Genomic DNA, 26,995 nt, shown 5'->3' with positions numbered 1-26,995 from the left:
CCTGTCCAGGGGATTTTTGCCGCCTCGGCAACAAAGGACAGGCAATCAGATGACAATGAAAATGATTGTCGATAACGTGTGCGTCGGTCACGCCGTCCGCGCCCCGCCATGGGGTGCCCCTGGCGTGCCCTGAACCTCAACCGGCTTGCGCGAAAGGGGAGTTGTGGCTCATCTGTTGGTGGTCGAGAGCTGGGTCGGGTCGATGAGCAGACTGCTGCCACGGGCGATCCGGGAGGGCGGGCACGAGTTCACGTTCCTCACCCGCGATCTGCACCACTACCTGCGCTCCGCCCCGGAGGGCACGGCCCACCCCCTGCTCGGGGCCCGAAATGTACTGACCGCCGACACGAACGACGTCGACACCCTGCTGCCGGAGATCGAGCGCCTGCACGGGGCCCTCGGCTTCGACGGAGTGGTCACGTCCTGCGACTACTATCTGCCGACCGTGGCCCGGATCGCCGCCCGGCTGGGGCTCCCCGGCCCCACGCCGGAATCGGTGGAGAACGCCTGCCGCAAGGACACCACCCGCCGCGTCCTCGGCGAGGCCGGCGTCCCCGGCCCTCGTTTCGCCGTCTGCGCCGACCGGGCCGAGGCTGAGGAGGCCGCGCGTCGACTCGGCTTCCCGCTGGTGGTCAAGCCGGTCGACCTGTGCGCGGGCATGTTCGTGCGGCGCGTGGACGACGAGCGCGAGCTGGCGGACGCCTGTCGGGCCATCGCGGACTTCCCGGTGAACGCCCGCGGTCAGGTCCGGGCACCCGTCCTCCTGCTCGAAGAACTCCTCGACGGGCCCGAGGTCAGCGTGGAGACCGTGTCGTTCGACGGTACGACCCATGTGGTGGGCGTGACCGACAAGAGCGTCGGCGGAGCGCCCGCCTTCATCGAGACGGGCCATATGTTCCCGGCCGCGCTCGCCCCCGGCGACACGGAGGCCGCCCAGGACACCGCGGTGCAGGCCATCAAGGCGCTCGGCCTCGACTCCGTGGTCGCCCACACCGAGATCAAGCTGACCGCCGCCGGTCCCCGCCTCGTCGAGGTCAACCCCCGCCCGGCCGGAAACCGCATCACCGAGCTGATCCGGCACGTCACCGGACTCGACCTGGCCGCGGCCTGCGTCGACGTGGCCCTCGGCCGCGCCCCCGACCTGCGCCGGAGCGACACCGGGCTGCGCAGCGCCGCCGTCGGCTTCCTGGTGCCGGACGCCACGGGGACGCTGGAGACGATCGACGGATCCGATCAAGTGCGGGGCGCCCAGGGCGTGTTGGAGGTCCAGCTCGCCGAGCCGGGCCGGGCGGTCAAGGCTGCCGGCAGCAACAACGAGTACCTCGGTCATGTGATGGCGGGTGACGCGGAGGGCCTCGGGGCACGGACTCGTGTCGAGTCGCTGCTGTCCGGGCTGCGGCCGCGGGTGAGTGCCCGATGAGCGCGGCGGTCGGTGCGGAGGCAGCAGTTGTCCCCGTCAGGGACAGCACGGCCCCGGCCTCGTACGACGACCTGGTGAGCCGTGCCCTGACCGGCCGGCTCGGCCCGGACCCCCGCACGCTGCGTATCGCCGTGGCGTTCACCACCAGCCAGGTCGTACGTCATGACGGGCGCCGCGGCGGTTACCGCAACGAGGTGCTCAGCCTGCGCCTCGACCGGGCCGTCGGCTCGTGCGCGGTCGAACCGGGGGCGCTGTCCGAGACCGCGGTGGACGACTGTGTCGGCGCGGACGTGGCACGCCTGCTGGAGCACCCGCTGACACCGGTCAGGGTGGCGGCGCTGGACGCGTATCTGATGCACGTCACCCCGCACACGCCCGAGAACGGGGCACTCCCCCGGCCGCTGCCCGCCGGAAGCTCTCTGGAGAAGTCCCGCGCACGGGCGAAGGCCGTAGTCGAGTTGCTGGACGTCCGGCCGGGACAGACCGTGCTGGTCGTCGGCGTCGTCAACTCCCTTCTGGAGGCACTCCGTTCACGTGGTGTCCCGTACATACCGTGCGACCTCAAGGGCGGCCGGACGGAGTGGGGCGAGCCGATCGTGACGGACGCGCTCGCTGAACTCGACCACTGTGATGCCGTGTTGGCGTCCGGGATGACGCTCGGCAACGGGTCCTTCGAATCGTTGCGGGAACATGCCCTGCGCACCGACAAGCAGTTGGTGATGTTCGCGCAGACGGGAAGTGCCGTCCTGCCGCGCTTCCTCGGTGCCGGAGTGAGCGCGGTGTGCGCGGAGCCGTACCCCTTCTTCTGGCTGGACGGCGGTCCCGGCGTCATCCACCGCTACGGACACCTCGACGGCTGTACGGAGGCCGCGCTGTGACGACGGCCGCGCTGCGCCCCCTCGCCGCCAACCCCGATCTCCTCGCCCTGCTCGGCCGCACACCGCTGGCCCGGGTGACCACCGATCTGCCGTGCCCCCAGCCCGGCTTCTGGGCCAAGCTCGAAGGGCTCGGCGCCGGTGGCATGAAGGCTCGGGCCGCCGTGTCCATGCTGCTCGGCGCCCGGGAACGGGGTGAACTGCGGCCCGGCGCCCCGGTGGTGGAGTCCACCTCGGGGACGCTCGGAATCGGTCTCGCCTTCGCCGGGCAGGCCCTCGGGCATCCCATCGTGCTGGTCGGCGACAGCGAACTGGAGCCGTCCATGCGGCAGTTGCTGCGCACGTACGGGGTCAGCCTCGAACTCGTCGACCGTCCGGCGGCCGTGGGCGGCTGGCAGGCGGCACGGCTGGCCCGGCTGCGGGCGCTGCTCGCGGTGCTGCCGGACGCGTACTGGCCCGATCAGTACAACAACCCGGACAACATCGCCGGGTACGCGTCTCTCGCCGCCGAACTCGCCACTCAGCTCGACCACTTGGACGTACTGGTGTGCAGTGTCGGCACCGGTGGTCACAGCGCCGGGGTGGTGGGCCCGTTGCGCAGGCACTGGCCGGGGCTGCGTCTGATCGGTGTTGACGCCACCGGCTCCACGATCTTCGGCCAGCCCGCACGGCCCCGCCTGATGCGCGGCCTCGGGAGCAGCATCCATCCGCGCAATGTGGCGTACGAGGCATTCGACGAGGTGCACTGGGTCGGCCCTGCCGAGTCCGCGGACGCCTGTCGACGGCTCGCGCGCGGGAGTTTCGTCAGCGGCGGCTGGAGTACCGGGGCGGTCGCGCTCGTCTCGGCATGGGCCGCCCGCGTCCATCCCGGAGCCGTGGTCGCCACCGTCTTCCCCGACGGGCCGCACCGCTATCTCGGCACGGTCTACGACGACGACTTCACGGCCGCGCACGGCCTCGACCCGGCCGGCGCCGCCACCCGGCCCGTCGAGATCCCGCATCCGCGTGCCGTCGAAGCCACCGGCTGGGTCCGCTGCGCCACGGTCACCGACCCCCTGCACACCCCCTTGGAAGGGAGCCCGTGAAGGCCACCCTGCGCACCGTGCGGCTCGCGCTCGCCGAGCCGCTGCGCATATCCCGTTCGACGATGACCGCCCGCGACGCCGTCTGGTTCACGGTCGAACACGAGGGCCTGACCGGCCACGGCGAGGCCGTCACCAGCGTCTACTACGGTCTCAACACCGCTGAACTGGAACGGCAGTTGTTGGAGGCCGGTCTGGCTCTGGGCCGTTTCGGCGACCCCGAGAGCGCGCTGAGGGACCGGCCCGCGGGCGACAGGCCGCCGGCGGTGACCGCGGCCGTCGAAGCGGCACTGCTCGACCTGTGCGGCAAGCGGTCCGGCCTCCCCGTGCACCGGCTGCTCGACGCGAAGAGCGCCCGGACCACTCGGAGCACTCCAGGCACTCCGAGTGCTCCGAGTCCCCCGAGCGCCCGGACCGCCCGCACCATCGGGATCGTCCCCGCCGAGCGCGCCGCCGCGCAGGCCCGCTCGCTCGCGGACAGCGGCTTCACCGTCATCAAGGTCAAGGCAGGTGCCCCGAACCCCGAGGACGACCTCGACCGCGTACGAGCCATCGCCTCCGCCGCGCCCCGGGCCCGCCTGCTCCTCGACCCCAACGGCGCCTGGACGTCCGCCGAGGCCCTGCAACTGCTCCCCCGTTACGCGGAGTTGGGTGTCGAGGCCGTCGAACAGCCCCTCGCCCCCGGTGACCAGGAGGCTCTGGCGCGGCTCGCCGATCGTTCGCCACTCCCCCTGATCGCCGACGAGGACGCCGTCACGTACGAGGACGTACGCCGTCTCGCGGGCCGGGTGCACGGCGTGAACGTCAAGCTCGCCAAGTGCGGGGGTCCGTACGAGGCGCTGCGGATCGCCGAGTTGATCGAGGGCAGCGGCACCGAGCTGATGCTCGGCTGTCTCACCGCCAGCACTCTCGGCCTCGCGCCCGCCGTGCATCTCGCCGACCGTGCCCGCTGGGCCGATCTCGACGGGCATCTGCTGCTCGCCGACGACCCGTGGACCGGGATCGGAGGCGCCGACGGCGTCGTACGGGCAAGTGAGCTGCCCGGGCTCGGCGTACGGGAGAGGCGGGTGGGCCGTGAAGACGCTGCATGAGATACGTGGCTTCTCGCCCGCGATCCGGCTGCTCCTGGTCAATCAACTCGGCGTCAACACGGGGTTCTACCTGCTCATCCCCTATCTGGCCACGCATCTCGGCGAGGACCTGGGCATGTCGTCGGCCGTCGTCGGGATCGTGCTCGGGGTGCGCAACCTCAGCCAGCAGGGGCTGTTCCTCATCGGCGGATCGGCCGCGGACCGGCTCGGCGCGCGCGGCGTGATCATCGCCGGGTGCGCGGTGCGTACCGTCGGCTTCGCGCTGTTCGCGCTCGGGGACGGGGTCGCCGTGCTGCTCGCCGCGTCCGTGCTGAGCGGGCTCGCCGGGGCGCTGTTCAACCCGGCCGTGCGGGCCTACCTCGCGCAGGAGGCCGGTGAGCGCAAGGCCGAGGCGTTCGCGCTGTTCAACGTCTTCGCGACCACGGGCGCGCTGATCGGGCCGTTGCTCGGCAGTGTGCTGCTGTTGTTCGACTTCCGGGCCTCCGCGCTCACGGCAGCCGGGATCTTCGCGGTGCTGACCGTGGCGCAGGCGCTCGTGCTGCCGACGCGGGCGGTGCCGAAGAGCACGGGCGGTGTGCTCGCGGACTGGCGTGAGGTGGTGGGCAACCGCGCGTTCCTGGCCTTCTCGCTCGCCATGGTCGGCATGTTCACCCTGGAGAACCAGCTGTATCTGCTGCTGCCCGACGGCGCCCGCCGGGCCACCGGCTGGGACGGCGCGGCCGGGCTCGTCTTCCTCGTAGGCACGCTCGCCAATCTCGCCCTCCAGATGCGTCTGACCCGGGCCCTGAAGGATCGCGGCCATCAGGCCATCGGTGCCGGGCTCGCCCTCATGGGCCTCGCCTTCCTGCCGCCGATGCTGGTGTCGGGGGCCCCGCCGGAGCTGTGGCACGCCGTGCCCGTGCTCCTCGGCGTCCTGTTCCTCTACGTCGGTGTCATGGTCGCCCAGCCCTTCGTGATGGAGCTGATCCCCGGCTTCGGGCGGGCAGAGCTGACCGGCACGTACTTCGGGATCTTCTACATGGTGTCCGGGATCGCGGCGGCCGTGGGCAACACGGTCGTCGGCTGGGCCATGGACACCGGTGACCAGCGGGGGGCTTCCTGGCTGCCGTGGGCCTGCTGCCTGGTCTTCGGTCTGATGTCGGCCGCCGGAGTCACCTGGCTGCGCCGCCTCAAGGCACTGCCCGAACGGCCCGTGCCCGTGGGGGCGACGGTATGACGAGCGGCAATCTGCTGACCGACAACCCGGAGCTGTACGAGGCCCGGTTCCCCGATCCCGAGCGGCTGGCCGGGCGGTGGGCCGAGGACTGCCTGCGGCGGTACGTGGCCGGTCCGAGGGTCCTCGACCTGGGCTGCGGCACCGGCCGGGACGCGGCCCAACTGCACGCGTCCGGGCGGACGGTCGTCGGGGCCGACCTCTCCGAGGCCATGCTGGCGTACGCCCGCGACCGGCACCCCGGCCCGGAGTACGTGCGCGCCGATCTGCGGGACTTCTCGCTCGGAGTCTTCAACGCCGTGGTGTGCCTGGACAGTTCGCTGCTGTACTGCCACACCAACGACGACCTCGACGGCTTCCTCGCCTCCTGTCGCCGGAGCCTGACACCCGGCGGGCTGCTCGTCGCCGAGATGCGCAACGGCGCCTACTTCCTCGGCCGCGACGATCTGCTGAACACACCGAAGGTCAACGCCTTTGCCTGGCAGGGGACTTCGTACCGGTCGACGACCACGCTGTACGTCGACCGCACCGCGCAACTCCTGCGGCGTACGCGCGTATGGACCGCCGACAACGACTCGGCCCCCGTCGAACAGCGGTCCGCCTGGCGGCTGCTCCTCCCGCTGGAACTGCGGCACTTCCTGACCTCCCACGGATTCACGGTGCTCGCGCTGCACGACGGTCCGGGGCCGCGTACCGAACCGCCGTGGCAGGAGGGCGACTTGCCCGGGACGGCGGCCGAGGCCGACCGGCTGCACGTGGTGGCCCGGCTCGACGCCTGACCGCACCACGCATCACTGCCTCACACGCATCCCTGTCTCATCCGATTCATCCACCTCACACAGCAAGGACATCGTCATGCGTGAATACCCCGGCCTCCGTCGTAGAGGCTTCCTCGCCGCCGCTTCCGGTGTGGGCGCCCTCGCGCTCGTCGGCTGCGGCGGCTCGGACAACGACTCCGGATCAGGCTCGGGCGGCGGGAGCGACGGCAAGCCCCGGCGCGGCGGGCGGCTCCGGGCCGCCTTCGCGGGCGGCGGTGCGAGCGAGACGCTCGATCCGCACCTGGCCAACCTGTTCGCCGACGTGGCCCGCGCCAAGGCCCTCTTCGACAAGCTCGCCGACTACGGCGACGACCTCTCCGCCCAGCCGCGCCTGGCATCCGGCTGGGAACCGAACGCGGGCCTGGACCGCTGGAAGGTCACCCTGCGCAAGGCGGACTTCCACGACGGCAAGCCCGTCACCGCCGAGGACGTCCTGTTCAGCTTCCGCCGTATCGCCGATCCCGAGAAGGCGTTCCGCGCAAAGGCGTCCCTCGAACCCATCGATCTGAAGGCGAGCCGGGCCGTCGACGAGCGGACCGTGGAGTTCGTTCTCAAGCGGCCGACCGCCGAATTCCCCAATGTGCTGGCCGCGTTCGGCGCGTACATCGTGCCCGAAGGGACGTCGGACGCCGACTTCGACAAGAAGCCGGTCGGCTCCGGGCCGTTCCGCTTCGGCTCGTTCGCGCCGGGCCGCTCTGCGGTCTTCCGGCGCAACGACGCCTACTGGGACGGCGCCCCGCACCTCGACGAGGTGGAGTTCGTCGTCGCCAACGAGGAGTCGGCGCGGGTGAACGCGCTGCTCGGCGGGCAGGTCGAGTACGCCCACGAGCTGAACCCGACGACCGCGCGCGCCCATGAGGGCAAGGGCCAGATCGAGATCGTGCGGCTGCGGAACAGTGCCATGCAGGCCTTCGCCATGAAGACGGACCGGCCGCCCTTCGACGACAGGCGGGTCCGGGAGGCGTTCTTCCTGATCGCCGACCGCCAGGAGCTGATCGACGGCGCGCTGTCCGGGGCGGGTGTGGTCGGCAACGACCTGTTCGGCAAGGGGTACGAGTACTACGCGGACGGTCTGCCGCAGCGCGAGCAGGACCTCGACCGGGCCCGTTCCCTCCTCAAGAAGGCGGGCGCGGAGAAGCTGAAGGTCACGCTGGACACGTCGGCGGTCGCGGCCGGGTTCACCGAGGCGGCCGGCATCTTCCGCGACCAGGCCGCCAAGGCCGGAGTCACGGTCGAGGTGAAGATGGGCAGCAAGGACTCGTACTGGGCGGACATCCTCGACTCCGGAACCCTGTGCTGCTACCGCTCGGGGGCCATGCCCATCGAATCGCACATCTCGCAGCGGCTGCTCACCGACTCCACCACCAACGCCACCAAGTGGCACCACAAGGACTTCGACGCGCTCTACCACCAGGCGCAGTCCACGAAGGACGAGAAGGACCGCGCCGCCGTGTTCGGGCGGATGCAGCGCCGACTGTACGCCGAGGGCGGTTTTCTGGTGTGGGGGTTCGCCGACTGGATCATCGGAACGGCCCGTACCGTCAAGGGAGTTGAGCGGACCGCACCCGCGAACTCACTCGACTGGGCGCGGTTCGACAAGGTCTGGCTGGCGTGAGCGGACTGGGCTCGTGGGCCGCCCGGCGGCTGCTGCTCGGTGGCGCGCAGACCGTGGCCGTGGTGGTCCTGGTCTTCGCGCTCACGGAGGCGTTGCCGGGCGACGCGGCGGTGGCCCTGGCCGGTGACCAGCCGGATCCGGCGCGGATCGCCGCCATCCGCGAGGCCCTGGACCTGGACCGGCCCGCGTACGAGCGGCTCGCCGACTGGGCGACCGGCCTGCTGCACGCCGACTTCGGGAACTCGTTGACGTCCGGGCGGCCCGTCTCCTCGTACATCTCCGACGCCTTCGGTCCCACTCTGCTCCTCGCCGGACTCACGGTCGCGTTGCTGGTGCCGGTCGGGGTCGGGCTCGGGGTGCTGGCCGCTCGGTACGAGGGGCGGTTCGTGGACCGGCTGGTCAGTTCGGTGACGCTCGGGGTGTACGCGGTACCGGAGTTCGCGTTCGGGGTGCTGCTGGTGACGGTCTTCGCGCTGCGGCTCGACTGGCTGCCCCCGACGGCCGTCGGCTACGGCACGGATCTGCTCGGGCATCCGGCCGCACTCGTGCTGCCGGTGCTCGTCCTGCTGTCCCGGCCCGTCTGCTCGCTGTCCCGGCTGGTGCGCGCCGGGATGATCGACGCGCTCGCCTCGCCGTACGTCGCGCAGGCCCGCCGGTACGGGATCCCGGGCGCCCGGGTGCGGTACGCGCACGCGCTCCCGAACGCGATGGCACCCGCCGCCCAGCAACTTGCCCGCACCGTCGACTGGTTGTTGTGCGGGGTGATCGTCGTGGAGGCGCTGTTCGTGATTCCCGGACTGGGGACGGTGCTGATGAACGCCGTCGCCGAGCGGGATGTGCCGGTGGTGCAGGGGCTGGCGGTGATCTTCGGAGTGATCACCGTGGTGCTGAACCTGGGGGCCGATCTCGTCGCCCACCGGTTCGCGCCACGGGCGGAGGTGGCCGCGTGAGGGGGCGGCCGAAGTGGCTGCCGTCGGGGCGCTTCGCGCTCGGGGCCGCGGTGGTGTGCGTACCGCTGGTCCTCGCCCTGTTCGGGCCGCTGTTCGCGGGTGAACCCGGGCCGCGGGCCGTCTCGTTCACGCTCGGCGGCGGGCACTGGCTCGGCACGGACTTCGTGGGGCGTGACGTGTGGCGGCAGGTGCTGTTCGGCGGCCGGCCCGTGGTGGTCGTGGCGCTCACGGCTACGGCGCTGGCGTATCTGGTGGCACTGCCGGTCGGGCTGATCAGCGCGCTCACTCATCGGACCTGGCTGGAGGAGGTGTTGATGCGACCGCTGGACGTGCTCCTCGCCGTGCCGTCGCTGCTGATGATCCTGCTGGTCGCGTCGGTGTTCTCGCCCGGCGCGGCGGGGCTCGCGCTGCTGGTGGCGCTCGTCAACATCCCGGACGCGGCACGCATCGTGCGCGCCGCGGCGGCCGATGTGGCCTCACGACCGGCGGTGGAGGCACTGCGGATGCAGGGCGAGTCGTGGTGGCGCATCGCCGTCGGGCATGTCGGCCGGTCGATCCTGCGGCCGCTCGCCGCCGACGCGGGCGTACGGCTGACAGGTGTCCTCTATCTGGTGGCCACGGCCGCCTTCCTGGGCATCGGGGTGGCCCCGGACGCGGCCGACTGGGCGGTGATGGTGGACCGCAACCGTACAGGTCTGTTCGTGCAGCCGTGGGCCGTGGTGGTCCCGGCGCTGCTGATCGTGACGCTGACGATGGGGTGCAATCTGCTCTTCGACGCATTGCTCAGCACTCGTGTGAAGGAGTCTCGTCCGTGAGCGAGCCGACCGCGGTCGCGGAGATCGAGGGGCTGACCGTGGAGGTCGGCGGGCGGCGCATCGTCGACGGGGTGAGCCTGCGGGTGCTGCCCGGTCGGGTGACCGCGCTGGTGGGTGCCTCCGGCAGCGGCAAGACGACGACAGGGCGTGCGCTGCTCGGCGAGTTCCCGCCGGGCGCGCGGGTGACGGGCTCCGTACGACTGGAAGGCTCCGTACGGTTGGAGGGCTCGGTACGGGTGAACGGCTCCGCACGAGTGGACGAGGCCCTGGTCGGATACGTCCCGCAGCATCCGGCGGCGGTGCTCAACCCCGCTCGACGGGTGGGCGCGCTGCTGTACGACATCGCGCGGGGCCAGGTGCGCGAACTGCCTCGCCGTGTTCGTCGGGCCTCGGCTCGGGAGCATGTTCTGAGTGCCTTGGAGATGGCTCAACTCCCAGATGGAATACGGCTGTTGAGGCGCTTCCCGCATCAGCTCTCGGGTGGCCAGCAGCAGCGAGTCGTCCTGGCTCAGGCCCTGCTCCTCGGCGCGCGGGTCATCGTCGCGGACGAGCCCACCACCGGGCAGGACGCGCTGACGAAGCGACGCGTGGTCGACGGGCTGGCGGCGGTCGCCGCGCGGGGCATCGGCGTTCTCCTGCTCAGCCACGACCTGGAGACCGTACGCGCGCTCGCCGACGAGGTACTCGTCATGCGGGACGGTCGGGTCGTGGAGTCCGGGCCGACGGAACGGGTGTGGCTCGCGCCCTCGCATCCGTGGACACGTGAACTCCTCGCGGAGCAGCCGACGTTGAGGGGCGAAACCCCGGCAACGTCGGACTCGTACACCGTGCTGCGGGTCCGTGATCTCCGTGCCCGGCACCGTGACGTCGAGGTGCTGCACGCCCCGGAACTCGCTCTGCGTTCCGGCGAATGCCTCGCCGTCCTCGGCCGCTCGGGCAGCGGAAAGACGACGCTCGCCCGCTGTCTGGCCGGGCTCCATCGCAGGTACGAGGGAGAGGTGCTGCTGGACGGGGTCGTGCTGCCGCCGAGTCTGCGTGACCGTGCGCGCAGTCAACTGGCCGCCGTGCAGTACGTGTTCCAGGACGCGCGTGCCTCCTTCGACGAGCGGCGGCCGGTGCTCGACCAGGTGGCCCGTACGGCGGTTCGGTTGCGTGGGCTGTCCCCTCGGGTGGCATGGGTCGAGGCGGCGGAGGTGCTCAACAGCCTTGGCCTGACGGACGAGTTGGCGGCTCGCACACCTACCCGGCTCTCCGGTGGCGAGCTCCAACGGGCGGCGCTGGCCCGGGCCCTGCTCGCCCGGCCGCGGGTCCTGGTGTGCGACGAGATCACCTCCGGGCTCGACACCGTCACCCGCCGGGGAATCCTGGACCTGCTCGCCGGGCTGCTGCGCGACCGCGACGACCTGTCCCTCGTACTGATCACACACGACCTGGACACCGCCCGACTCGCTTCCAGGATCGCGGTGTTGGACGCCGGGGAGGTGGTCGAGCAGGGGCCGGCCGAGGACATCCTGACGGCGCCCGCGCATCCGTTCACCGTGTCACTGACCGAGAAGCGATCGGTGGAGAAGCGATCGGTGGAGAAGCGGCGGGCTCAGATCCAGCCCTCTTCCCAGGCGTGATGTGCGGCGGCATGGCGTGTGGACGCGCCCAGTTTCGACATGGCGGCGGAGAGGTAGTTGCGGACCGTGCCCGGGGCCAGATGGACCGCCGCGGCGATCTCGACGACCGACGCTCCGGTGCGGGCGGCGCGCAGGACCTCCAGTTCGCGGTCGGTCAGGGGGCAGTCGTCCTCGGTCAGCGCCGAGGCGGCGATGTCGGGGTCGACATACCGACGGCCGGCGGCGACGTCGCGGATGATCTCGGCCAGTCTGGTGGCGGCGGTCGTCTTGGGTACGAAGCCGCGGATGCCGGCTGCGAGCGCGCGGCGCAGCACGGCGGGGCGGGCGTGCCGGGTGACCAGGACTATCTGGGTGGGGAGTTCGGCCCGGATCTCCTCGGCGGCGCGCAGCCCGTCGGTGGGCGGCATCTCCAGATCGAGGACCGCGATGTCCGGGCGGAACTCGCGTGCCAGCCGTACCGCGTCGGTTGACGTGGACGCCTCGGCGACCACGACGAGGTCCTGCTCCAGGCCGAGCAGGGCGGCCAGCGCGCCTCTGAGGAGGTCCTCGTCGTCGGCGATCAGCAGTCGGATCAACGTGCCGCTCCGTTTCCGGCGTTGGTCGGCTTCGACTTCGTCGACTCCGGCTCCGGTCTCGTCGGCTTCGGCTTCGGCTTCGGCTTCGGCTTCGTAGTCTTCGTCGGCTTCGTAGTCTTCGTCGGCAGCGCGGCCTCGACCACGAAGCGGTCGCCGTCGTGGGCCCAGGTCAACTCGCCGCCGGCCGCCTGCAGTCGCTCCCTGAGTGTGCCCAGTCCGGTGCCGTTGGTGCCGGGCGGGTGCTCGTCGGCGCCGTCGTTGCTCACCCGCAGCCGGGCGAGGCCGCCGGTGACGCGGCAGTCGACCTCGGCGTGCCGTGCGCTGCTGTGGCGGAGCACGTTGGTGGTGGTCTCCCGCATCACGAGGCCCAGGAGATGGCGGGCCGGCTCGGCCAGTTCGGTGACGGCCGTGGCGGGCTCGACGGTCATCCGGGCGTCGATCTCGGCCGCGGCCAGCACCCGGGTCGCGTTGGTGATCTCGTCGTCCAGGCTCGTGCGGCGGTAGCCCTGCACCACGGCCCGGGTGTCACCGAGGGCGTCGGCGGCCAGCCGCCGCACCTCCTTCATCTCCGCGGCGGCGCGACCGGGGTCCACCTCGACGAGCCGCGCCGCCAACTCGCTCTTCAGCGCGATCACTTGGAGATGGTGGCCCTGGATGTCGTGCAGGTCGGCGGCGAACCGCAGGCGCTCGTCCTTGACCGCGATCTCCGCCTCCAGCCGCCGTGCCTCGTCCAGTCGGCGCGCTGTGTCCCAGGCCCACAGGGGCCCGAGCATCACCCAGACGGTGAACGCGACCAGCCCCGGCGGGAACAGTGCGGCGTACAGCAGCTCCCCGTCTCCGGCGACCAGACTGACGACGCCGCCGGGCAGCGACGCGAGGACCACGGCGCAGGCGATGAGCAGCCGCTTGCTGCCCGGTGCGAGGTAGGTCGCGACGATCGCCACCACCATGGCGGGCGCGACGGCCCACAACCCGTAGTTCCGCACGGCCAGCGGACACACCGCGAGCACGGCACCGGCCGCACACGCGGCGATCAGCCACCCCATGGGCGGCCTGCCGGGGCGCGTCCCGGCCACCGGCAGCAGCGCGAGCCGCCGACCGAGGAGCACCACGCTCGCCACGACCGCGACCACCAGGGCGACGGCGGCCGGGCCCCGGGCCCACACTTCTACGTCCTCGTCGAGGATCCACTCCCCGACAAAGAGGAGCTGCACACACGCGGCCGTGCCGGGCACGGTCAGCCATGTATGACGGCGGAAGCTCGTCAGCCCCGCCCCACGGTCGTTCGCCCCGTCCCCCATCCGGCCATTGTCCCCGAATCCGCCTGATCGGGCGCGGTTGCTGCCGTGCGGCCGGTCCCGGAATGACAGATGTCATGCGGAGACGTGACAACTCCACGCGTCCGCATGCGGGTTCGGCACTACGCGCGGTTCTCGCCCAGTCGCAGTCTGGAGACGCCCGCAACACCCACCCGGTACGGAAAGAGAGCCCGTCATGCAGACCCAGCCGAAGCAGCGGCAGACGAAGCACACTCAGGGCGCCGTACAGGTCGACTCGGGACGGACACCGGTCGACTCCGGACGGACGCCGGCCGAGCGGCACGGCGGAGAACGGCACGGTGGCAAGCGGCGCTTCGCCCGCCACTACCTGGAGATGGTGGTCGCGATGGTCGTCGGGATGCTGGTCCTCGGCGCGGCGACTCGGGGCGTCCTGGCACTCGCCGGAACCGAGCTCTCCGCGAGCCGGAATCCCGAACTGGCCTCCCTGGAGATGGCGTTCGACATGTCGGTCGGCATGGCCGTCTGGATGCGCAGGCGCGGCCACGGCTGGGCGAGCACGCTGGAGATGTGCGGCGCGATGTTCGTGCCCGCGCTCGCGCTGTTCCCGCTGCTCTGGCTCGACGTCATCGCCGCCGACTCGATGATCGCCCTGGAACACCTCGTGATGCTCCCGCTGATGTTCCTGGTCATGGTCCGCCGCCGGAGCGAGTACGGCTGCTGACCGGATGCCCGCCCACTCCCACAACTAGCCCTTCACGCCCTGGAGTTGCCATGACTGCCACGCACACCACCACGATCCCGCAAGCGACCACCGACGCCCCGGCACCCGCCCCGACCGGCAGGGCATCCACCCCGACTTCCGGCACGGCGTCCGGCCACCCGGCTTCGAACGGGCGGCACCCCGTCGAGATGCTCAAGCGGCGCTGGCCGACAGCTCTGGCCGTCGCGCTCGTGATCCTCACGACGGCCGACGACGCCTCGGGCGAACTCGCAGACACCGTCGGCGCGTTCGGGGACGCCCTGCCTCTGCTCCCGCTGCTGTACGTGATCATCCATCAGGTCGGCAACCCACGCGTGACCTGGCCCGTGCTCGGCGCCGGGGTGGCAGCCATGGTCGCTCTCGGGGCGCAGGACGTGGTCTCGCAGCCCGTCACGCTCGTCGCCATCGCGCTGGCGGTCCTGGTCTGGGGAGCCGTACGAGGAACGCCGCACGGGCGGGCGACCTTCGGGGTCCAGGCCGCGGGAGCGGTGGTGTTCGGTGCGCTCGCGCTGATCGGTCTCGCGGTCGACCCAGACCTGGGCCGCTACCTGGTCGCGGCAGGCTGGTTCTTCCACGGCGTCTGGGACTTCGTCCATCTCAGGCTCGACAAGGTCGTCGCCCGGTCGTTCGCCGAGTGGTGCGGGGTCGTGGACGTCCTGGTCGCCGTCCATCTGCTCTTCCTACTGTGACCGCTCGTCGTTCCGCGCCTCCCGCTCGATGAGCGAACGATCGGCGGGGCCAGGAAACCACGTGCCTCCAGGCGGGCGGCGCCGCTATCGTTCGATCTCCTGACCAGCCGTTTCGGCGGATTCCCACGTTCGGAGAGCAGCGCTCATGACCAGCCGACACGCGACGACGACCCTCTGGCGCCCGGTCGGTCCCAAGGAGCTGGAACTGGTCCGGGAACTGGACTGGCGCGCCTGGCCGCCCCGTCTCCCCGAGCAGCCGATCTTCTACCCGGTCCTCAACGAGGACTACGCGATCAGAATCGCGCGGGACTGGAACGTGAAGCACGACGGCGCCGGCTTCGTCACGCGCTTCGAGGTCGAGTCGGATTTCCTGCGCCGGTATCCCGTCCAGCAGGCCGGCGGGCGCACGATCCTCGAACTGTGGGTTCCGGCCGAAGAGCTGGACGACCTCAACGCCCACATCGTGGGAGAGATCCAGCTCGTCCATGAGTTCCGCTGAGGAACGCGGGGAAGACACATGGCACTTGGCCGGATCCCGTCCGGCGGGCGGGGCGGCGGCTCTACGTTATGTGGTGAGACTCGCGACGGCGCGTACTGAGGAGGCTGTTCAGTGACTCACGATTCGTCCGCACCCGCGGGCCCGTGGTCGAAGATCGACACATCGGTGCCGCATTCGGCCCGGATCTGGAACTACTGGCTGGGCGGGAAGGACAACTACCCCGTCGACCATCAAGTGGGCGACGCGTTCCGTGAGTTCTTCCCGGGCATCGAGGAACTTGCCCGGGGCTCCCGCGCCTTCCTCGGCCGGGCCGTGCGTCATCTGGCGGGCGAAGCGGGTGTCCGGCAGTTCCTGGACATCGGCACCGGGCTGCCCACCGTGGACAACACGCATCAGATAGCCCAGCGGGTGGCCCCCGAGGCACGCATCGTCTACGTCGACAACGACCCGCTGGTGCTCGCGCACGCCCGGGCGCTGCTGACCAGCACCCCGCAGGGGGTGACGGACTACATCGACGCGGATCTGCACGATCCCGACGCGATCCTGCGGGAGGCGGCCACGACGCTGGATCTGACCCGGCCGGTGGCGCTCACCCTGATGCAGGTCAGCGGGCACATCGCCGACTACGACGAGGCGCGGTCCATCGTGACCCGGCTGATGGAGGCCCTGCCGTCCGGCAGCTTCCTGGCGTTCAACGACAGCGTGGACACCCACAAGGCCAACGCCGAGGCCACCCGGCGCTACAACGAGAGCGGCGCCGCCCCATACTTCCTCCGCAGCCCGGAACAACTGGCCGGTTTCTTCGAGGGCCTGGAGCTGCTGGAGCCCGGCGTGGTCCCGCTCGCCGAGTGGCGGCCCGACCCTGGCGCCGCCGCGATCCCGTCCGAGGTGATCGCCCTCGGCGGCGTCGGCCGCAAGCCGTAGTCCACAGTTCGTGATGGCCGGCCGGTCCGGGGGCCGGCCTCCATGGCTCAGTCTTTGCCCGGACCAAAGGATCTCCTGAACCGGCGAAGCCGTACCTCCTGGCATCCGCACCGCTCATCGCGGGGCGAAAGCAGCGCCCCTGGAGCACTCCACTCCGGGGGCGGATGTCCTGGGCCAGGAGGAACCATGCGTATGTCCCGGAACGTGGCGGGAACGGTCTTCGTCGTCGGCAGTCTGACGGTGACCCTCGCCGCGCTCGCGTATCCGGCGATGCTCGGGGTGCAGAACGCGTCGAGTTCCCCGTCCCGCATCATCGCCCGCACCGCGACCGGCCCGCTCACGGAGGCGGACCGTGACTTCGTCGTCAAGGTGCGCGCCGCCGGGCTGTGGGAGTTCCCCTCCGGCGAGCTGGCCCTGACGAAGGGCACGACCCAGCCCGTCAGGACGGCGGGCGAGCACCTGATCTCGGGCCACGCCGCACTCGACGCCGAGTGCCGGCTGATCGCTCCTCAGCTGGGGATCACCCTGCCCAACCAGGCGTCCCCGCAGCAGCAGGGTTTCGTGGCGACCCTGACCGCGGACCATGGCAAGCAGTTCGACACGGACCTCGCCAACATCCTGCGGGTCACCCACGGCCAGATCTTCCCCGCCGTCGCGAAGATCCGTGCCACCACCGAGAACAGCCTGGTCCGTGAGCTGGCCGACCAGGCCAACGACACCGTCCTGGACCACATATCCGTCCTGGAGAAGACCGGGCTGGTCGACTTCGACTCGGTCCTCTTCCAGGAGACGACCCCGCCGAAGCTGCCCGCCGGCGATGTCACGCCGCCCGCGCCCCAGCCGGGAGCGCCGGTCGTCGCTCTCACTCCGCCGGCCGGCAGTGCGTCGCCGACACCGACCCCGTCATCGACGGTGCGGTAGGCCTCCGGCCCGACGCCGCAGGCCGTCTTCGCGACTCACCCCACGCTCGTGCCGGTCACCACGAACCCGTGCCGACTCACCGCACGATCGTGCCGTACATCTCGCCGAGCGGATCCGCGATCAGCTCGACGCGGGTTCCGTCTGGGTCGCGGAAGTAGACCGAAGTGCCGCTCTCCTCCTGGTAGTCCACCCCGGCCGCGTCGAGCCGGTCGCGCAGACGGGTCCAGGCCGCCGGTTCGACGGAGATGGCGAGGTGGTGGAGGCCGCCGAGGACTTCCGCGTACGGTCCGAGGTCGAGGCCCGGGAAGTCGAAGAAGGCGAGCAGGTTGCCGTGACCGATGTCGAAGAAGAAGTGAGTCGAGCCCTTGTAGTCGCGGTTCTCGAACATCTCCGTGAGCGGGAACTCCAGCAGTTCCTGGTAGAAACGCACCGTCCTCTCGACGTCGCCGGAGAGCAGCGCGACATGGTGTACGCCCCGGGCCGAACTGGGCTGCCTGTCCGGGGCCAGGTAGGTGTCCCGGATCCGTGCCCTCTCGGTCTCGATCTCCGTCAGGTCCAAGGGGTTCTCCTGGCTCGACATGTGTGCGAACACTCCTCACACAATGGATCGGGAGGCCGGCCGCGACGGTCGAGGCCGGCGCGTCACCGGCATCGCGAAAGCGGTTTGCCGTTCAACTACCGGTCACTCTAGGCATCCCCCCGGTCCGGTCAAGGGCCGCGTCGCCGGACAAACGGAGTCACATCATGGATCTGCTTCCTTTCAGCACCGCGCACGCGACGACCGTGGCGAACTGGCCGCTCTCCGCCGCGGAGGTCGCGATGTGGTGCGGGCGGGGGGATTTCCCCATGGCCGCAGAGACCGTCGCGGCATGGCAGCAGGACACGGATGTGACGGCTCGTCTGCTCGTCGAGGACGAACGGCCCGTCGCGTACGGGGAGTTGTGGTTCGACGCCGAGGAGGACGAGGTGGAGCTGGCGCGGATCATCGTGGCGCCCGACGCCCGCGGTCGTGGCCTCGGGCGCGTACTGGTCCGGGGCCTGCTCGGCGAGGCCCTCGGCTCCGGACACTCGGACGTGTTCATGCGGGTGCACCCGGACAACGACCGGGCTCTGCGCTGCTACCGGGGAGCCGGTTTCGTCCCCGTCGGCCCGGAGCTGACCCAGGCCTGGAACGCCGTACAGCCCGTCGCCTACGTCTGGCTACGGCACCAGTGACACCCGGATGCCGATCGTCCCGTTCTTCCCGCGGCGCAGTCGGCTGCCGAGCAGGCCGAGGCGGCCGGTGATGCCGTATTTGCGGGCGATGAGACCGCGATAGTGCGCGGTGACGTCCGGGTCGCAGACCTCGGCGGTGGCGGGGAGTTGCTCGCCGGTCGGGTTGCCGCGGACGTCGCAGGGGCCGACGAGGACGTCGGCGCGGTTGCGGATCCGCTTCACCTTCCACGAGTCCGCGACGGTCCAGACGCCGAGCGTGTCGCCGTCACGGACAACCCACACCGGGGTCGCGACCGGCGTGCCGTTCTTCCGATAGCTGGTGACCAGCAGGTACTTGCCGGCACCGAGCCGCTCCAGCGCTGTGTTGTCCACGCGGCGAGTCTAGGCCGCGGGCGGGCCGGGCGGGAGCCCGGGCCGACCGGAGTCCGGTCCGGCGAGCCCCTGGGCCGGACGAGCGATCTCTGACGGTTCGTCAGTGATGCGCCGAGCTTTCGGGCGCGGGATGTGAAAGAGAGTCAGACAAAGAGCCGATTTGTACGACAATCATCCCGCTCGGAGGATCTCGCATGTCCGCCTCGCCACTCCCCCGCACCGCAGGCATCGCAAGCACCGTGCGCACCGCAAGCACCGCGCGCATTGCAGGCACCGTACGCACTCCAGGCACCAAACCCGCCGCCCGCACCGCCCGCACGGGAGCCGCCGCGCTCACGGCGCTCACCCTCGCCGGAACCGCCCTCCTCGGAGCCCCGGCCGCGGTCGCCGCCCCCGGCGACAACGGTGACGTCAAGATCCACGCGGATACGACGCCCGACGCGGACCAGCGCAACAACCCGAAGGTCTGCCAGTTCTACCTCGCCGCCTTCAACTTCGACCGAGGGCAGGGTGTCACCTGGATCATCGAGCCCCAGCCGGCGAAGCGGGGAAGCGCCACGCTCACCGGCACGCTCGCGCTGCCCACCGGCACCGGCCGGACGACCGGTCTGCTGGCCCTGCCCGACGGCCAGTACAAGCTCACCTGGCAGATCGTGGACGGCAAGGGCGCGGGCAAGCACAAGGTGTTCAAGGTCGACTGCAAGAAGACACCGCCCGCCGGCGGACCCGAGGGCGTGGCACCCGGCGGCCCCAACGGAGGCGTACCGGCGGGCGGCGGCGGTCTCGCCGAGCCACCGAGCGTGTCGGCGTTCGGAGCCGCGGCGGCGGTGGGCCTTGTCGGTGTGTCGGGCTTCGTCTACTTCCGGATGCTGCGCCGCCGGCCCGATGGCGCCGCGTAGGCGCGCGCCCAGGCCCTGGCACCGGACGCGCGCCTACCGTCTGACGAGGACGGCCGTGCTGGCGTTCTCGCTGGTGATGGGCGGCCTCTGGTGGGCCGAGGACGACGGTCGGCCCCCGGACCCGGCCGCCGCACCCTCCCCGGCACCGGCTCCCGGGGACGCCAAGGCGTCCCCGGGGTCCCCCGCCCCGGGTCCGTCCGCCACCGCGACACCCGAGCCCAGGCGCGACCACGTCCGTGTACCGCCTCCCGTCCGCCGCCCCGCCCCGGCGCCCCGGCCGCTCCCGCGGTCCAGGGCGACGGTCCTGAGGATCCCGTATCTCGGTCTGGAGGCCCCGGTCATCGGCCTGCGCCTGGACCGGAAGCGGCAGCTCACCGCTCCGCCGGTGGACAAGCCCGAACTGGTCGGCTGGTACGAGGGCGGCCCCTCGCCCGGGGAGGCGGGCACCGCCGTGGTGGTCGGCCATCTCGACACCGCCACCGGGCCCGCCGTCTTCGTCGGCCTGAGCGGACTGACGCCCGGCCGGCTGGTCGAGGCCCGGCGCGCCGACGGCCGCACCGCCGTCTACACGGTGGACGCCGTCCGCACGTACGACAAGGAGCAGTTCCCCAGCCAGGAGGTGTACGGCGCCAGAAAGCGTCCCGAGCTGCGGCTGATCACCTGCGGCGGGGCGTACGACCGGAGGACCGGCTACCGGAGCAATGTCGTCGTCTTCGCGCATCTGACGGGGACGCGCGAACCGGATCGCCCCGCCTGAGTCTCCGCCTCATTTTCCGGCTGAGTCTCCGCCGCAATCTCCGGCTGAGTCTCCGGCTCGACGTCGACCGTCGACGCCGACGGTCGACGCCCGCAGGGCCCGTGAAGATCACTTTTCGCCCTCCGCCCCCATGGTCCGAACCTCCGTGCAAGACTCCGACGATGACCTCGGAGAAGATCAACGCGGCGGCAGCGGGCACGTGGCGGCTCGGCGACCTCACGGTCAACCGGCTGGGTTTCGGGACCATGCGGCTGACCGGAAGCGGCGCCTTCCACCAGGGCACGCCGAGTGACCGCGACCGGTCGCTCGGCGTGCTCAGGCGCGCGGTGGAACTGGGCGTCAACCACATCGACACCGCCGCCTTCTACTTCTCGTCGCTGCGCTCGGCCAACGAGTTGGTCAACTCGGCGCTGGCCCCGTATCCGGACGACCTCGTCATCGTCACCAAGGTCGGGCCGGGGCGGGATCCGTCGGGCGAGTGGCTGCCCTGGGCCAGGCCCGAGCAGTTGCGTGGGCAGGTGGAGGAGAACCTGCGCCAGCTCGGCCGCGACCACCTCGACGTGGTCAACCTCCGGACGCACGGCCGCCATTCGATCGCCGAGCACTTCGGCGCGCTGGCCGCACTGCGCGAGGCGGGGCTCGTCCGCCACCTCGGGGTGTCCGACGTGGACCCGGAGCAACTCGCCGAGGCACAGACCATCGCCCCGGTGGTCTGCGTCCAGAACCGGTACGCCCTGGACACCCGTAGCGAGGTCGGCGACGACGTCCTGCGGATCTGCGGTGAACAGGGCATCGCCTTCGTGCCGTTCTTCGCGATAGCCGGCGAGGGCGGCAGAAAGGGCGCCGACGGCACCCACGAGGCCGAGGTCCTCGACATCGCCCGGGCCCACGGCGTGAGCCCCGCGCAGATCCGGCTGGCCTGGACACTGCACCGCGGCCCGCACGTCCTGGCCATCCCGGGCACCGGCGATCCGGACCACCTCGTGGAGAACGTGGCCGCGGGCGCGATCAGCCTGTCGGACGACGAACTCGCCCGGCTCGCCTGAGGGTTGAGGATCTCTTCGACATGGGGGACAGCACACTCTGGGTGGCCGCGCTGACGGCCGGGACCGCCGTGGTCGCGAGCTGGGTGACCAGCCGCGGCACCTACCGGGCCGCCCGCATCCAGGCGGACGCGGCCGCCGCGACCGTACAGGCGGACCGGCTCCGGGCGACCCGCCGCTCGGCGTACGTCGACGTCATCGAGCAGGCCCAGCGCATGGGCGACCTCTACTGGAAGGTCACCGACGCCGACCAGATCCAGGACCCGGACGAGCGGCTCGCCGCACTCAAGGAACTACGGATACGGCTTCAGGGCGAGTACGCCGTGCTGCGTCAGCGGGTCTGGGTGGTGGACCTGGAAGGGTCGGCGGAGGCCGCCTCGGCCGCGGACCGGCTCCGCCTCGCGACCGGCGACAACTGGCGGGCGCTCCGCGCGATGATCGCGGGCGAGGAGGGAGCGGGGCAGCGGTTCAGCGACTGCTACCGCCCGTTCTGGGAGTCGGTCGTGAACTTCGTCGACCTCGCCCGCACCGCCCTGCACGAGACACGTACGTAGACATCACGAGACACGTACGTAGACATGTAGACATGGTGATGCAGGTACAGGGCCGCCAGGCATGAGGCGGCTCGCGGGTCAGGGCGTTCACTGGTCGCGCCGCTGCACGGAGGTCACGGCGACAGCGGCGGCGGCCAGGGCCCAGACCCCGTAGACGGTCCATGCGCCCGTGAGCGTCCACGGGTACGCGACCGCCTGCTGGTCGGCGTCGACCAGGCGGATCCACGCGCCGGTCGGCAGGGCGTGGTCGACGACGGCCGCCCAGTGGCGGTCGGCGCTGAAGACCAGGGGCAGCAACAGCAGGATCACCACATTGGCGGTCATGGTGGCCGCGCTGTGCCTGATCAGGGTGCCGAGGGCCATACCGAGGAGCGCGGACACCGGCGCGAGGAGCGCGGAGGCCACGACGACGCGCAGCGCGCCGGGATGGTCGATCGGGACGCCGATGTGCCGGGCGGACAGGACGGCCTGGGTCAGACCGAACGAGGCCGCCGCGACGACCGCGCCGAACACCGTCGTGACGGCCGTGACCACACACACCTTCGCCGCCATCACCGAACGCCGGGCAGGGACGGCCGTGAACGTCGTGCGGATCATTCCGGTCCTGTACTCGCCCACGATCGCCGTGGCCCCGATGGCACTGAGGGCGAGCATAAGGATCATGGCGGCGTTCGCGGTGAAGGCGATCGACAGCGGGATCCCGTCCCGGACGAAGCCGGCCCGGGAACGCACGTCCTGCGCCGTCCAGTAGCGGTACGTGTCCCAGGCGGTTCCTACGTTGAACCCGATGACCGCCAGTGCGCCGATCACGAACGCCCAGGTGTTGGAGCGCAGCGACCACAGCTTGATCCACTCGGCGGCGACGAGGTCGCGGAACCGGGCGCGGGGTTCGGAGACCTGAACAAGGTCGACCTTGGCCGTGGCAACGGCCGTTGCCGGGGCCGTGGCAGTCGCAGTCGCAGTCGCAGTCGCAGTCGCAGCGGCCCTGTCGGGGGCGGCTCCGTCGGGGGTGATGGTCATCGGGCTTCTCCCGCGAGGTATTCGACGCTGTCGGCGGTCAGTTCCATGAAGGCCTCCTCCAACGAGGCGGTCCGGGTGGTGAGTTCGCGCAGGAGCACCCGGTTCCGGAGGGCGAGTTCACCGATCCGGTCCGCGTCCATGCCGGTCACCGTCAGCGAGTCGGCGTCCTGGCGCACTTCCGCTCCCGCCCCGGTGAGCAGCGCCGTCAGCGCCGCGGGGTCAGGCGTCCGTACGGTCACGGTCGGACGGGTGCCTCGGGCCGCGAACTCCGTGAGGCTCTCGGCGGCGATGAGCGTGCCGCGGCCGATGACGACGAGTTGGTCGGCGGTGTTCTCCATCTCGGACATCAGATGGCTGGAGACCAGCACGGTGCGGCCCTCGGCGGCCAGCCGGTGGAACAGGCCGCGGAGCCACTTCACCCCCTCCGGGTCCAGCCCGTTGAGGGGCTCGTCGAACAGCAGCACAGGCGGTTCACCGAGCAGCGCTGCCGCGATGCCCAGCCGCTGTTTCATCCCGAGCGAGAACCCGCCGATCCGGCGCCGCCGCGCGCCCGCGAGACCGACCTCCTCCAGGACCTCGTCCACCCGGCGGCGCGGGATGCGGTTGGAGCGGGCCAGCACGGTCAGATGCGCCAGGGCGCTGCGTCCGCCGTGCACCTCGTGGGCGTCGAGCAGCGCGCCGACGTGGCGCAGGCCGCGCGGGCGGTCGCGGAAGCGGCGGCCGTCGATGGTGACGGATCCGCTGGTGGGGTCGTTCAGGCCGAGTACGAGTCGCAGGGTGGTGCTCTTCCCGGCACCGTTCGGGCCGAGGAACCCGGTGACGTGTCCGGGCCGCACGGTGAAACTCAGGTGGTCGACGGCCGTGGTGCCGCCGTATAGCTTCGTCAGTTCGTTGACTTCGATCACGGGTCCAACGGTCCCCGGGAGCACGGCGGTTCGGCATCGGACCGGCGACGACAATCGCGCGGGGCGGTGTCGACCACGGGTGTACACCCACGGTCCGATGCCCTGCCAGGATCGCGTCGTTACGATCGGCGTATGGCCGCCACACCACGACTTCCGCTGCTCAAGCGCATACCGCCGGGCGTCTGGACGGCGGTGATCTGGTGTGCGGCGACGGTGTACCCGGTCGTCGACTACGTCGTGTTCCCGACGGCCCACGAGTACTCGTACGCGTATCCACGGCACGGCCTCGACTCGTACGCGGCCCAGGCACTCCTCGCCCTGGCCACCGTCCTCGTCCTGGCCGGCAGCGCGCTGCTGCACCGCAGGCCGCGACCGGCCTACGCCCTGGTCCTCGCGGGCACGGTCCTGCTCGCGCCGGCCTGGAAGCAGACGGAGGTCGTCGGGATCCAGTTCGTGGCGGTGTGCGTGGCCCTCGCGGTCCTCACGGCCGTCGAGCCGCGCCGGGTCTCGCTCTCCGCCGCTGCCGTCACGCTCGGTGTCCTGGCCGGATTCCTGCTTCCGCGCGTGCTGTTCGGGGTCGGGCGGGACGACGGGACGCCGTCGGAGCCGTTCATGGCGCTGGTGGTCGTCATCGCCTGGCTCGTCGGGTACCAGGTGCGCCAGTCCCGGGTCCACGCCGAACGGTTGCGCACCCAGGCCGCCGCCCAGGCCGTAACCGCCGAACGGCTACGGATCGCAAGGGAGTTGCACGACATGGTCGCCCACACGATCGGCATCGTCGCCCTCCAGGCCGGTGCCGCGCGGCGGGTCATCGACACCCGGCCCGAGCTGGCGCGGGAGGCGCTCGGCGAGGTGGAGAACGCGAGCCGGGAGACGCTGTCGGGCCTGCGCCGGATGCTCGGCGCGCTCCGCCGGGCCGAACCGGGCCAGGACCCCGAGGAGACTCCGCTCGATCCCTCCCCCGCCCCCGGTCTGGCCGACATCGACCGCCTCGCCGAGCGGACGACGGCCGCGGGCATCCGCGTCGAGGTCCGCTGGCAGGGCGAACGGCACACGCTGCCCCCGGAGATCGACATGTCCGCGTACCGGATCGTGCAGGAGGCCGTCACCAATGTCGTACGCCATGCCGGCACCCGGTCCTGCCGGGTGACCGTCGACTGCCGGGACGAGGAGCTGGCCATCGAGGTCGTCGACAGCGGGAACGGCCCCGGGCGCACCGCGGCCACCGGCTACGGGCTGCTCGGCATGCGCGAGCGGGTCGGCCTGCTGCACGGGGAGTTCTCGGCCGCGCCGCGCCCCGAGGGCGGTTTCCGAGTGGCGGCGCGGCTGCCCGTACCGGCGGGTGTGCGATGACGGTCCGGGTCGTCCTCGCCGACGACCAGCCCCTCGTCCGCGCGGCCCTGCGCATGGTGATCGCCGAGACCCCCGGCCTGGAGGTCGTCGGCGAGGCGGGCAACGGAGCCAAAGCGGTCGAACTGGCCGGGGCGGAGCACCCCGACGTCGTGGTGATGGACATCCGCATGCCCGGCATGGACGGCATCGAGGCCACCCGGCTGATCACGGAGGGATCCGGCGGGGCCCAGGTCATCATGCTGACGACCTTCGACGATGACGACTATCTGTACGGGGCGCTGCGCGCGGGCGCGGCCGGATTCCTCGTCAAGGACATGGCCCTGGACGACATCCTCGACGCGATCCGCGTCGTCGCCACCGGAGACGGGCTGCTCGCGCCGAGTGTGACACGCCGTCTCATCAGGGAGTTCGCGGAGCGTCCCGGGTCCGCCGCGCCCGCGCCGCGCACGGCCCTGGGCATCACCGACCGCGAGCGCGAGGTGCTGACCCTCATCGGAAACGGGCTGTCCAACACCGAGATCGCCGCGCGGCTGTCCATCAGTGTCGCCACCGCGAAGACGTATGTGACCCGGCTGCTGGCCAAGCTGGACGCCCGGGACCGGGTGCGGCTCGTCATCATCGCGTACGAGGCGGGGCTGGTCGCGGCTACGCGTTGAGGGTGCGCAGCCAGGTGGTCAGCAGCCGGTTGACCTCCTCGGGGCGTTCCTGCTGCACCCAGTGGCCGCTGCCCTCGACGAGGTGCGAGGAGACCAGGCCGGGGAGTGTGGTGGGGAACGCCTCGATGGCACTGGCCAACCAGCCGATGGACGCGTCCAGTTGGCCCGCGACGAAGAGCGACGGCTGGGTGATCGGGGCGCCGTCCCACTCGGCGAGGTCCTCCCAGTCCTGGTCCATGTTGCGGTAGCGGTTGAGCGCGCCGGTGAATCCGGTGCGCTCGAACTCGCCCACACAGAAGTCGAGTTCCTCGTCCGAGAGCCAGGACGGCCGGTCCTTCACGAACCGGTCGGAGAGCTTGCCGCCCGCCGGGACGAAGTAGACGCTGCCGTCCCCCGACTCGGGCATGGTGTCGGCCGACAGCGAGGCGTAGAACCCCGACAGCCACGCCCGTACATCCGGCTCCATCTCCGACTCCGCCCGGCCGGGCTCCTGGAAGTAGCGGACGTAGAACTCCTCGTCCCCGCCGATCATGGCGAAGGCGTCGGACGGGCGGATCCCGCCCCGCGGCGCGTACGGCACGCCGAGCAGTCCCACCGCGGTGAAGACATCGGGCCTGAGCAGCGCGGAGTCGGCGGCGATGGTCGAGCCCCAGTCGTGGCCGACGATCACGGCGGTCTCCTCGCCGAGGGCACGGACGACGGCCACGTTGTCCTCGACGTACGCCCCGATGCGGTACGCCTCCACGGCGTCGGGCACCGACGAGCGCCCGTAGCCGCGTACGTCGATGGCGACGGCGCGGTAGCCCGCCTCGGCGAGTGCGGGGAGCTGGTGGCGCCACGAGTACCAGAGCTCGGGAAAGCCGTGGACCAGCAGGACAAGGGGGCCGGTGCCCTGTTCCACGAGGTGGATACGGCCACCGGGGACATCCACCAGTCGATGCTGGGCGCCCGCCGGGGTGAACGGGTCTGCGGCCTGCGACATGGGTCCTCCTCGGACTGGGGTGTACTGCTGTCGATCATCGCGCCGGTCCCGGGAGGGGGCGAGGGACGTTGCTGTTTCGGCAACAACGCC

General features: G+C 71.3%; 29 protein-coding genes. 22 read left to right on the top strand and 7 right to left on the bottom strand.

Annotation, left to right across the window (positions count from 1 at the left end; all coding sequences use genetic code 11):
* Nucleotides 1–163 precede the first annotated feature (163 nt).
* The 10 genes from ACN20J_RS44640 (at nt 164) to ACN20J_RS44595 (ending at nt 11,501) form a co-directional block, all read left to right on the top strand.
* Nucleotides 164–1,420 carry an ATP-grasp domain-containing protein gene (locus tag ACN20J_RS44640; protein WP_190232519.1) on the top strand — a complete coding sequence of 419 codons (1,257 nt, stop codon included), beginning with the start codon at nt 164–166 and terminating at the stop codon, nt 1,418–1,420.
* Entirely contained in the window at nt 1,417–2,298 is an 882-nt protein-coding gene (locus tag ACN20J_RS44635; protein WP_190232518.1) for a Rossmann-like domain-containing protein, read from the top strand. The genes ACN20J_RS44640 and ACN20J_RS44635 overlap by 4 nt, the downstream gene beginning before the upstream one ends.
* Nucleotides 2,295–3,380, top strand: coding sequence for a PLP-dependent cysteine synthase family protein (locus ACN20J_RS44630; RefSeq protein ID WP_190232517.1), 1,086 nt, complete (start codon nt 2,295–2,297; stop codon nt 3,378–3,380). The genes ACN20J_RS44635 and ACN20J_RS44630 overlap by 4 nt, the downstream gene beginning before the upstream one ends.
* On the top strand, nt 3,377–4,468 hold the full coding sequence (locus tag ACN20J_RS44625; protein ID WP_190232516.1) for a dipeptide epimerase: 1,092 nt from the start codon (nt 3,377–3,379) through the stop codon (nt 4,466–4,468). The genes ACN20J_RS44630 and ACN20J_RS44625 overlap by 4 nt, the downstream gene beginning before the upstream one ends.
* Nucleotides 4,452–5,684 carry an MFS transporter gene (locus ACN20J_RS44620; protein ID WP_419668247.1) on the top strand — a complete coding sequence of 411 codons (1,233 nt, stop codon included), beginning with the start codon at nt 4,452–4,454 and terminating at the stop codon, nt 5,682–5,684. The genes ACN20J_RS44625 and ACN20J_RS44620 overlap by 17 nt, the downstream gene beginning before the upstream one ends.
* Nucleotides 5,681–6,460 (top strand): class I SAM-dependent DNA methyltransferase, encoded by a 780-nt coding sequence (locus ACN20J_RS44615; RefSeq protein WP_419668246.1) that lies wholly within the window; start codon nt 5,681–5,683, stop codon nt 6,458–6,460. Before ACN20J_RS44620 ends, ACN20J_RS44615 begins: the two co-directional genes overlap by 4 nt.
* A gap of 76 nt (nt 6,461–6,536) precedes the next feature.
* Nucleotides 6,537–8,114, top strand: a complete 1,578-nt coding sequence (locus ACN20J_RS44610) for an ABC transporter substrate-binding protein (RefSeq protein WP_419668245.1) — start codon at nt 6,537–6,539, stop codon at nt 8,112–8,114.
* Nucleotides 8,111–9,064: an ABC transporter permease gene (locus tag ACN20J_RS44605; protein ID WP_055610873.1), complete on the top strand. Its 954-nt coding sequence runs from the start codon at nt 8,111–8,113 to the stop codon at nt 9,062–9,064. The genes ACN20J_RS44610 and ACN20J_RS44605 overlap by 4 nt, the downstream gene beginning before the upstream one ends.
* Nucleotides 9,061–9,879, top strand: a complete 819-nt coding sequence (locus ACN20J_RS44600) for an ABC transporter permease (protein ID WP_419668244.1) — start codon at nt 9,061–9,063, stop codon at nt 9,877–9,879. Before ACN20J_RS44605 ends, ACN20J_RS44600 begins: the two co-directional genes overlap by 4 nt.
* Nucleotides 9,876–11,501, top strand: coding sequence for an ABC transporter ATP-binding protein (locus tag ACN20J_RS44595; protein WP_419668243.1), 1,626 nt, complete (start codon nt 9,876–9,878; stop codon nt 11,499–11,501). Before ACN20J_RS44600 ends, ACN20J_RS44595 begins: the two co-directional genes overlap by 4 nt.
* Here the strand turns inward: ACN20J_RS44595 and ACN20J_RS44590 are convergent.
* Together ACN20J_RS44590 and ACN20J_RS44585 are read right to left on the bottom strand one after the other, a co-directional pair.
* Nucleotides 11,474–12,076, bottom strand: coding sequence for a response regulator transcription factor (locus tag ACN20J_RS44590; protein ID WP_055610870.1), 603 nt, complete (start codon nt 12,074–12,076; stop codon nt 11,474–11,476). The genes ACN20J_RS44595 and ACN20J_RS44590 overlap by 28 nt on opposite strands.
* Nucleotides 12,073–13,377: a sensor histidine kinase gene (locus tag ACN20J_RS44585; RefSeq protein WP_419668242.1), complete on the bottom strand. Its 1,305-nt coding sequence runs from the start codon at nt 13,375–13,377 to the stop codon at nt 12,073–12,075. The genes ACN20J_RS44590 and ACN20J_RS44585 overlap by 4 nt, the downstream gene beginning before the upstream one ends.
* 193 nt (nt 13,378–13,570) lie before the next feature.
* Here ACN20J_RS44585 and ACN20J_RS44580 point away from each other — a divergent pair, with 193 nt between their 5' ends.
* The 5 genes from ACN20J_RS44580 (at nt 13,571) to ACN20J_RS44560 (ending at nt 17,149) form a co-directional block, all read left to right on the top strand.
* Entirely contained in the window at nt 13,571–14,077 is a 507-nt protein-coding gene (locus ACN20J_RS44580; RefSeq protein ID WP_361989857.1) for a hypothetical protein, read from the top strand.
* 50 nt (nt 14,078–14,127) lie between these two features.
* Nucleotides 14,128–14,805: a hypothetical protein gene (locus tag ACN20J_RS44575; RefSeq protein ID WP_361989854.1), complete on the top strand. Its 678-nt coding sequence runs from the start codon at nt 14,128–14,130 to the stop codon at nt 14,803–14,805.
* A gap of 145 nt (nt 14,806–14,950) precedes the next feature.
* On the top strand, nt 14,951–15,304 hold the full coding sequence (locus ACN20J_RS44570) for a hypothetical protein (protein ID WP_189842769.1): 354 nt from the start codon (nt 14,951–14,953) through the stop codon (nt 15,302–15,304).
* Between the two features lie 111 nt (nt 15,305–15,415).
* Nucleotides 15,416–16,228: an SAM-dependent methyltransferase gene (locus tag ACN20J_RS44565; RefSeq protein ID WP_189842770.1), complete on the top strand. Its 813-nt coding sequence runs from the start codon at nt 15,416–15,418 to the stop codon at nt 16,226–16,228.
* A gap of 186 nt (nt 16,229–16,414) precedes the next feature.
* A complete protein-coding gene (locus ACN20J_RS44560; protein WP_189842771.1) occupies nt 16,415–17,149 on the top strand; it encodes a DUF4142 domain-containing protein in 735 nt (244 codons plus the stop codon).
* Between the two features lie 76 nt (nt 17,150–17,225).
* Here ACN20J_RS44560 and ACN20J_RS44555 read toward each other — a convergent pair whose 3' ends face one another.
* The gene (locus ACN20J_RS44555) at nt 17,226–17,729 is read right to left on the bottom strand and encodes a VOC family protein (protein WP_189842772.1); all 504 of its coding nucleotides are present in this window, start codon (nt 17,727–17,729) and stop codon (nt 17,226–17,228) included.
* 164 nt (nt 17,730–17,893) lie between these two features.
* Between ACN20J_RS44555 and ACN20J_RS44550 the strand changes: the two genes are divergently transcribed.
* Nucleotides 17,894–18,364, top strand: a complete 471-nt coding sequence (locus ACN20J_RS44550) for a GNAT family N-acetyltransferase (protein ID WP_361989851.1) — start codon at nt 17,894–17,896, stop codon at nt 18,362–18,364.
* Here the strand turns inward: ACN20J_RS44550 and ACN20J_RS44545 are convergent.
* Entirely contained in the window at nt 18,350–18,736 is a 387-nt protein-coding gene (locus tag ACN20J_RS44545; protein ID WP_189842774.1) for a PPOX class F420-dependent oxidoreductase, read from the bottom strand. The two genes, ACN20J_RS44550 and ACN20J_RS44545, sit on opposite strands and share 15 nt — an antisense overlap.
* 194 nt (nt 18,737–18,930) lie before the next feature.
* Between ACN20J_RS44545 and ACN20J_RS44540 the strand changes: the two genes are divergently transcribed.
* The 4 genes from ACN20J_RS44540 to ACN20J_RS44525 all read left to right on the top strand — a co-directional run bounded on the left by ACN20J_RS44540 (nt 18,931) and on the right by ACN20J_RS44525 (nt 21,989).
* On the top strand, nt 18,931–19,635 hold the full coding sequence (locus ACN20J_RS44540; protein ID WP_361989848.1) for a hypothetical protein: 705 nt from the start codon (nt 18,931–18,933) through the stop codon (nt 19,633–19,635).
* Nucleotides 19,622–20,392, top strand: coding sequence for a class F sortase (locus tag ACN20J_RS44535; RefSeq protein WP_419668241.1), 771 nt, complete (start codon nt 19,622–19,624; stop codon nt 20,390–20,392). The genes ACN20J_RS44540 and ACN20J_RS44535 overlap by 14 nt, the downstream gene beginning before the upstream one ends.
* A gap of 161 nt (nt 20,393–20,553) precedes the next feature.
* Complete coding sequence (locus ACN20J_RS44530) at nt 20,554–21,438, top strand: oxidoreductase (protein ID WP_361989842.1); 885 nt, start codon at nt 20,554–20,556, stop codon at nt 21,436–21,438.
* Between the two features lie 20 nt (nt 21,439–21,458).
* Nucleotides 21,459–21,989, top strand: a complete 531-nt coding sequence (locus ACN20J_RS44525; protein WP_189842777.1) for a hypothetical protein — start codon at nt 21,459–21,461, stop codon at nt 21,987–21,989.
* 87 nt (nt 21,990–22,076) lie between these two features.
* On the opposite strand, the gene ACN20J_RS44520 is transcribed toward ACN20J_RS44525, so the two are convergent.
* Both ACN20J_RS44520 and ACN20J_RS44515 read right to left on the bottom strand, forming a co-directional pair.
* Nucleotides 22,077–23,009 carry an ABC transporter permease gene (locus tag ACN20J_RS44520; protein WP_419668240.1) on the bottom strand — a complete coding sequence of 311 codons (933 nt, stop codon included), beginning with the start codon at nt 23,007–23,009 and terminating at the stop codon, nt 22,077–22,079.
* Nucleotides 23,006–23,914: an ABC transporter ATP-binding protein gene (locus ACN20J_RS44515; RefSeq protein ID WP_419668239.1), complete on the bottom strand. Its 909-nt coding sequence runs from the start codon at nt 23,912–23,914 to the stop codon at nt 23,006–23,008. Before ACN20J_RS44515 ends, ACN20J_RS44520 begins: the two co-directional genes overlap by 4 nt.
* 132 nt (nt 23,915–24,046) lie before the next feature.
* On the opposite strand from ACN20J_RS44515, the gene ACN20J_RS44510 reads away from it, so the two are divergent.
* Nucleotides 24,047–25,267 carry a sensor histidine kinase gene (locus ACN20J_RS44510; RefSeq protein WP_419668238.1) on the top strand — a complete coding sequence of 407 codons (1,221 nt, stop codon included), beginning with the start codon at nt 24,047–24,049 and terminating at the stop codon, nt 25,265–25,267.
* A complete protein-coding gene (locus tag ACN20J_RS44505) occupies nt 25,264–25,923 on the top strand; it encodes a response regulator (protein WP_419668237.1) in 660 nt (219 codons plus the stop codon). Before ACN20J_RS44510 ends, ACN20J_RS44505 begins: the two co-directional genes overlap by 4 nt.
* Here ACN20J_RS44505 and ACN20J_RS44500 read toward each other — a convergent pair.
* On the bottom strand, nt 25,913–26,905 hold the full coding sequence (locus ACN20J_RS44500) for an alpha/beta fold hydrolase (RefSeq protein ID WP_419668236.1): 993 nt from the start codon (nt 26,903–26,905) through the stop codon (nt 25,913–25,915). The two genes, ACN20J_RS44505 and ACN20J_RS44500, sit on opposite strands and share 11 nt — an antisense overlap.
* Between the last annotated feature and the right edge of the window lie 90 nt (nt 26,906–26,995).

Source organism: Streptomyces sp. 2-1 (assembly GCF_048564895.1).
In the GTDB taxonomy this organism is placed as follows: domain Bacteria; phylum Actinomycetota; class Actinomycetes; order Streptomycetales; family Streptomycetaceae; genus Streptomyces; species Streptomyces phaeochromogenes.
The sequence above is the reverse complement of the archived record's forward strand: the minus strand, read 5'-3'. Positions and strand labels throughout refer to the sequence as shown.

Bases quoted from the DNA above. Each gene is read 5' to 3' on its own strand.
- ACN20J_RS44570 (WP_189842769.1), top strand. From the start codon at position 14,951: ATGACCAGCCGACACGCGACGACGACCCTCTGGCGCCCGGTCGGTCCC.
- ACN20J_RS44500 (WP_419668236.1), bottom strand. From the start codon at position 26,905: ATGTCGCAGGCCGCAGACCCGTTCACCCCGGCGGGCGCCCAGCATCGA.
- ACN20J_RS44535 (WP_419668241.1), top strand. From the start codon at position 19,622: ATGGCGCCGCGTAGGCGCGCGCCCAGGCCCTGGCACCGGACGCGCGCC.
- ACN20J_RS44635 (WP_190232518.1), top strand. From the start codon at position 1,417: ATGAGCGCGGCGGTCGGTGCGGAGGCAGCAGTTGTCCCCGTCAGGGAC.
- ACN20J_RS44555 (WP_189842772.1), bottom strand. From the start codon at position 17,729: ATGTCGAGCCAGGAGAACCCCTTGGACCTGACGGAGATCGAGACCGAG.
- ACN20J_RS44615 (WP_419668246.1), top strand. From the start codon at position 5,681: ATGACGAGCGGCAATCTGCTGACCGACAACCCGGAGCTGTACGAGGCC.
- ACN20J_RS44560 (WP_189842771.1), top strand. From the start codon at position 16,415: ATGCGTATGTCCCGGAACGTGGCGGGAACGGTCTTCGTCGTCGGCAGT.
- ACN20J_RS44510 (WP_419668238.1), top strand. From the start codon at position 24,047: ATGGCCGCCACACCACGACTTCCGCTGCTCAAGCGCATACCGCCGGGC.
- ACN20J_RS44585 (WP_419668242.1), bottom strand. From the start codon at position 13,377: ATGGGGGACGGGGCGAACGACCGTGGGGCGGGGCTGACGAGCTTCCGC.
- ACN20J_RS44575 (WP_361989854.1), top strand. From the start codon at position 14,128: ATGACTGCCACGCACACCACCACGATCCCGCAAGCGACCACCGACGCC.
- ACN20J_RS44505 (WP_419668237.1), top strand. From the start codon at position 25,264: ATGACGGTCCGGGTCGTCCTCGCCGACGACCAGCCCCTCGTCCGCGCG.
- ACN20J_RS44525 (WP_189842777.1), top strand. From the start codon at position 21,459: ATGGGGGACAGCACACTCTGGGTGGCCGCGCTGACGGCCGGGACCGCC.
- ACN20J_RS44580 (WP_361989857.1), top strand. From the start codon at position 13,571: ATGCAGACCCAGCCGAAGCAGCGGCAGACGAAGCACACTCAGGGCGCC.
- ACN20J_RS44530 (WP_361989842.1), top strand. From the start codon at position 20,554: ATGACCTCGGAGAAGATCAACGCGGCGGCAGCGGGCACGTGGCGGCTC.
- ACN20J_RS44550 (WP_361989851.1), top strand. From the start codon at position 17,894: ATGGATCTGCTTCCTTTCAGCACCGCGCACGCGACGACCGTGGCGAAC.
- ACN20J_RS44540 (WP_361989848.1), top strand. From the start codon at position 18,931: ATGTCCGCCTCGCCACTCCCCCGCACCGCAGGCATCGCAAGCACCGTG.
- ACN20J_RS44520 (WP_419668240.1), bottom strand. From the start codon at position 23,009: ATGACCATCACCCCCGACGGAGCCGCCCCCGACAGGGCCGCTGCGACT.
- ACN20J_RS44610 (WP_419668245.1), top strand. From the start codon at position 6,537: ATGCGTGAATACCCCGGCCTCCGTCGTAGAGGCTTCCTCGCCGCCGCT.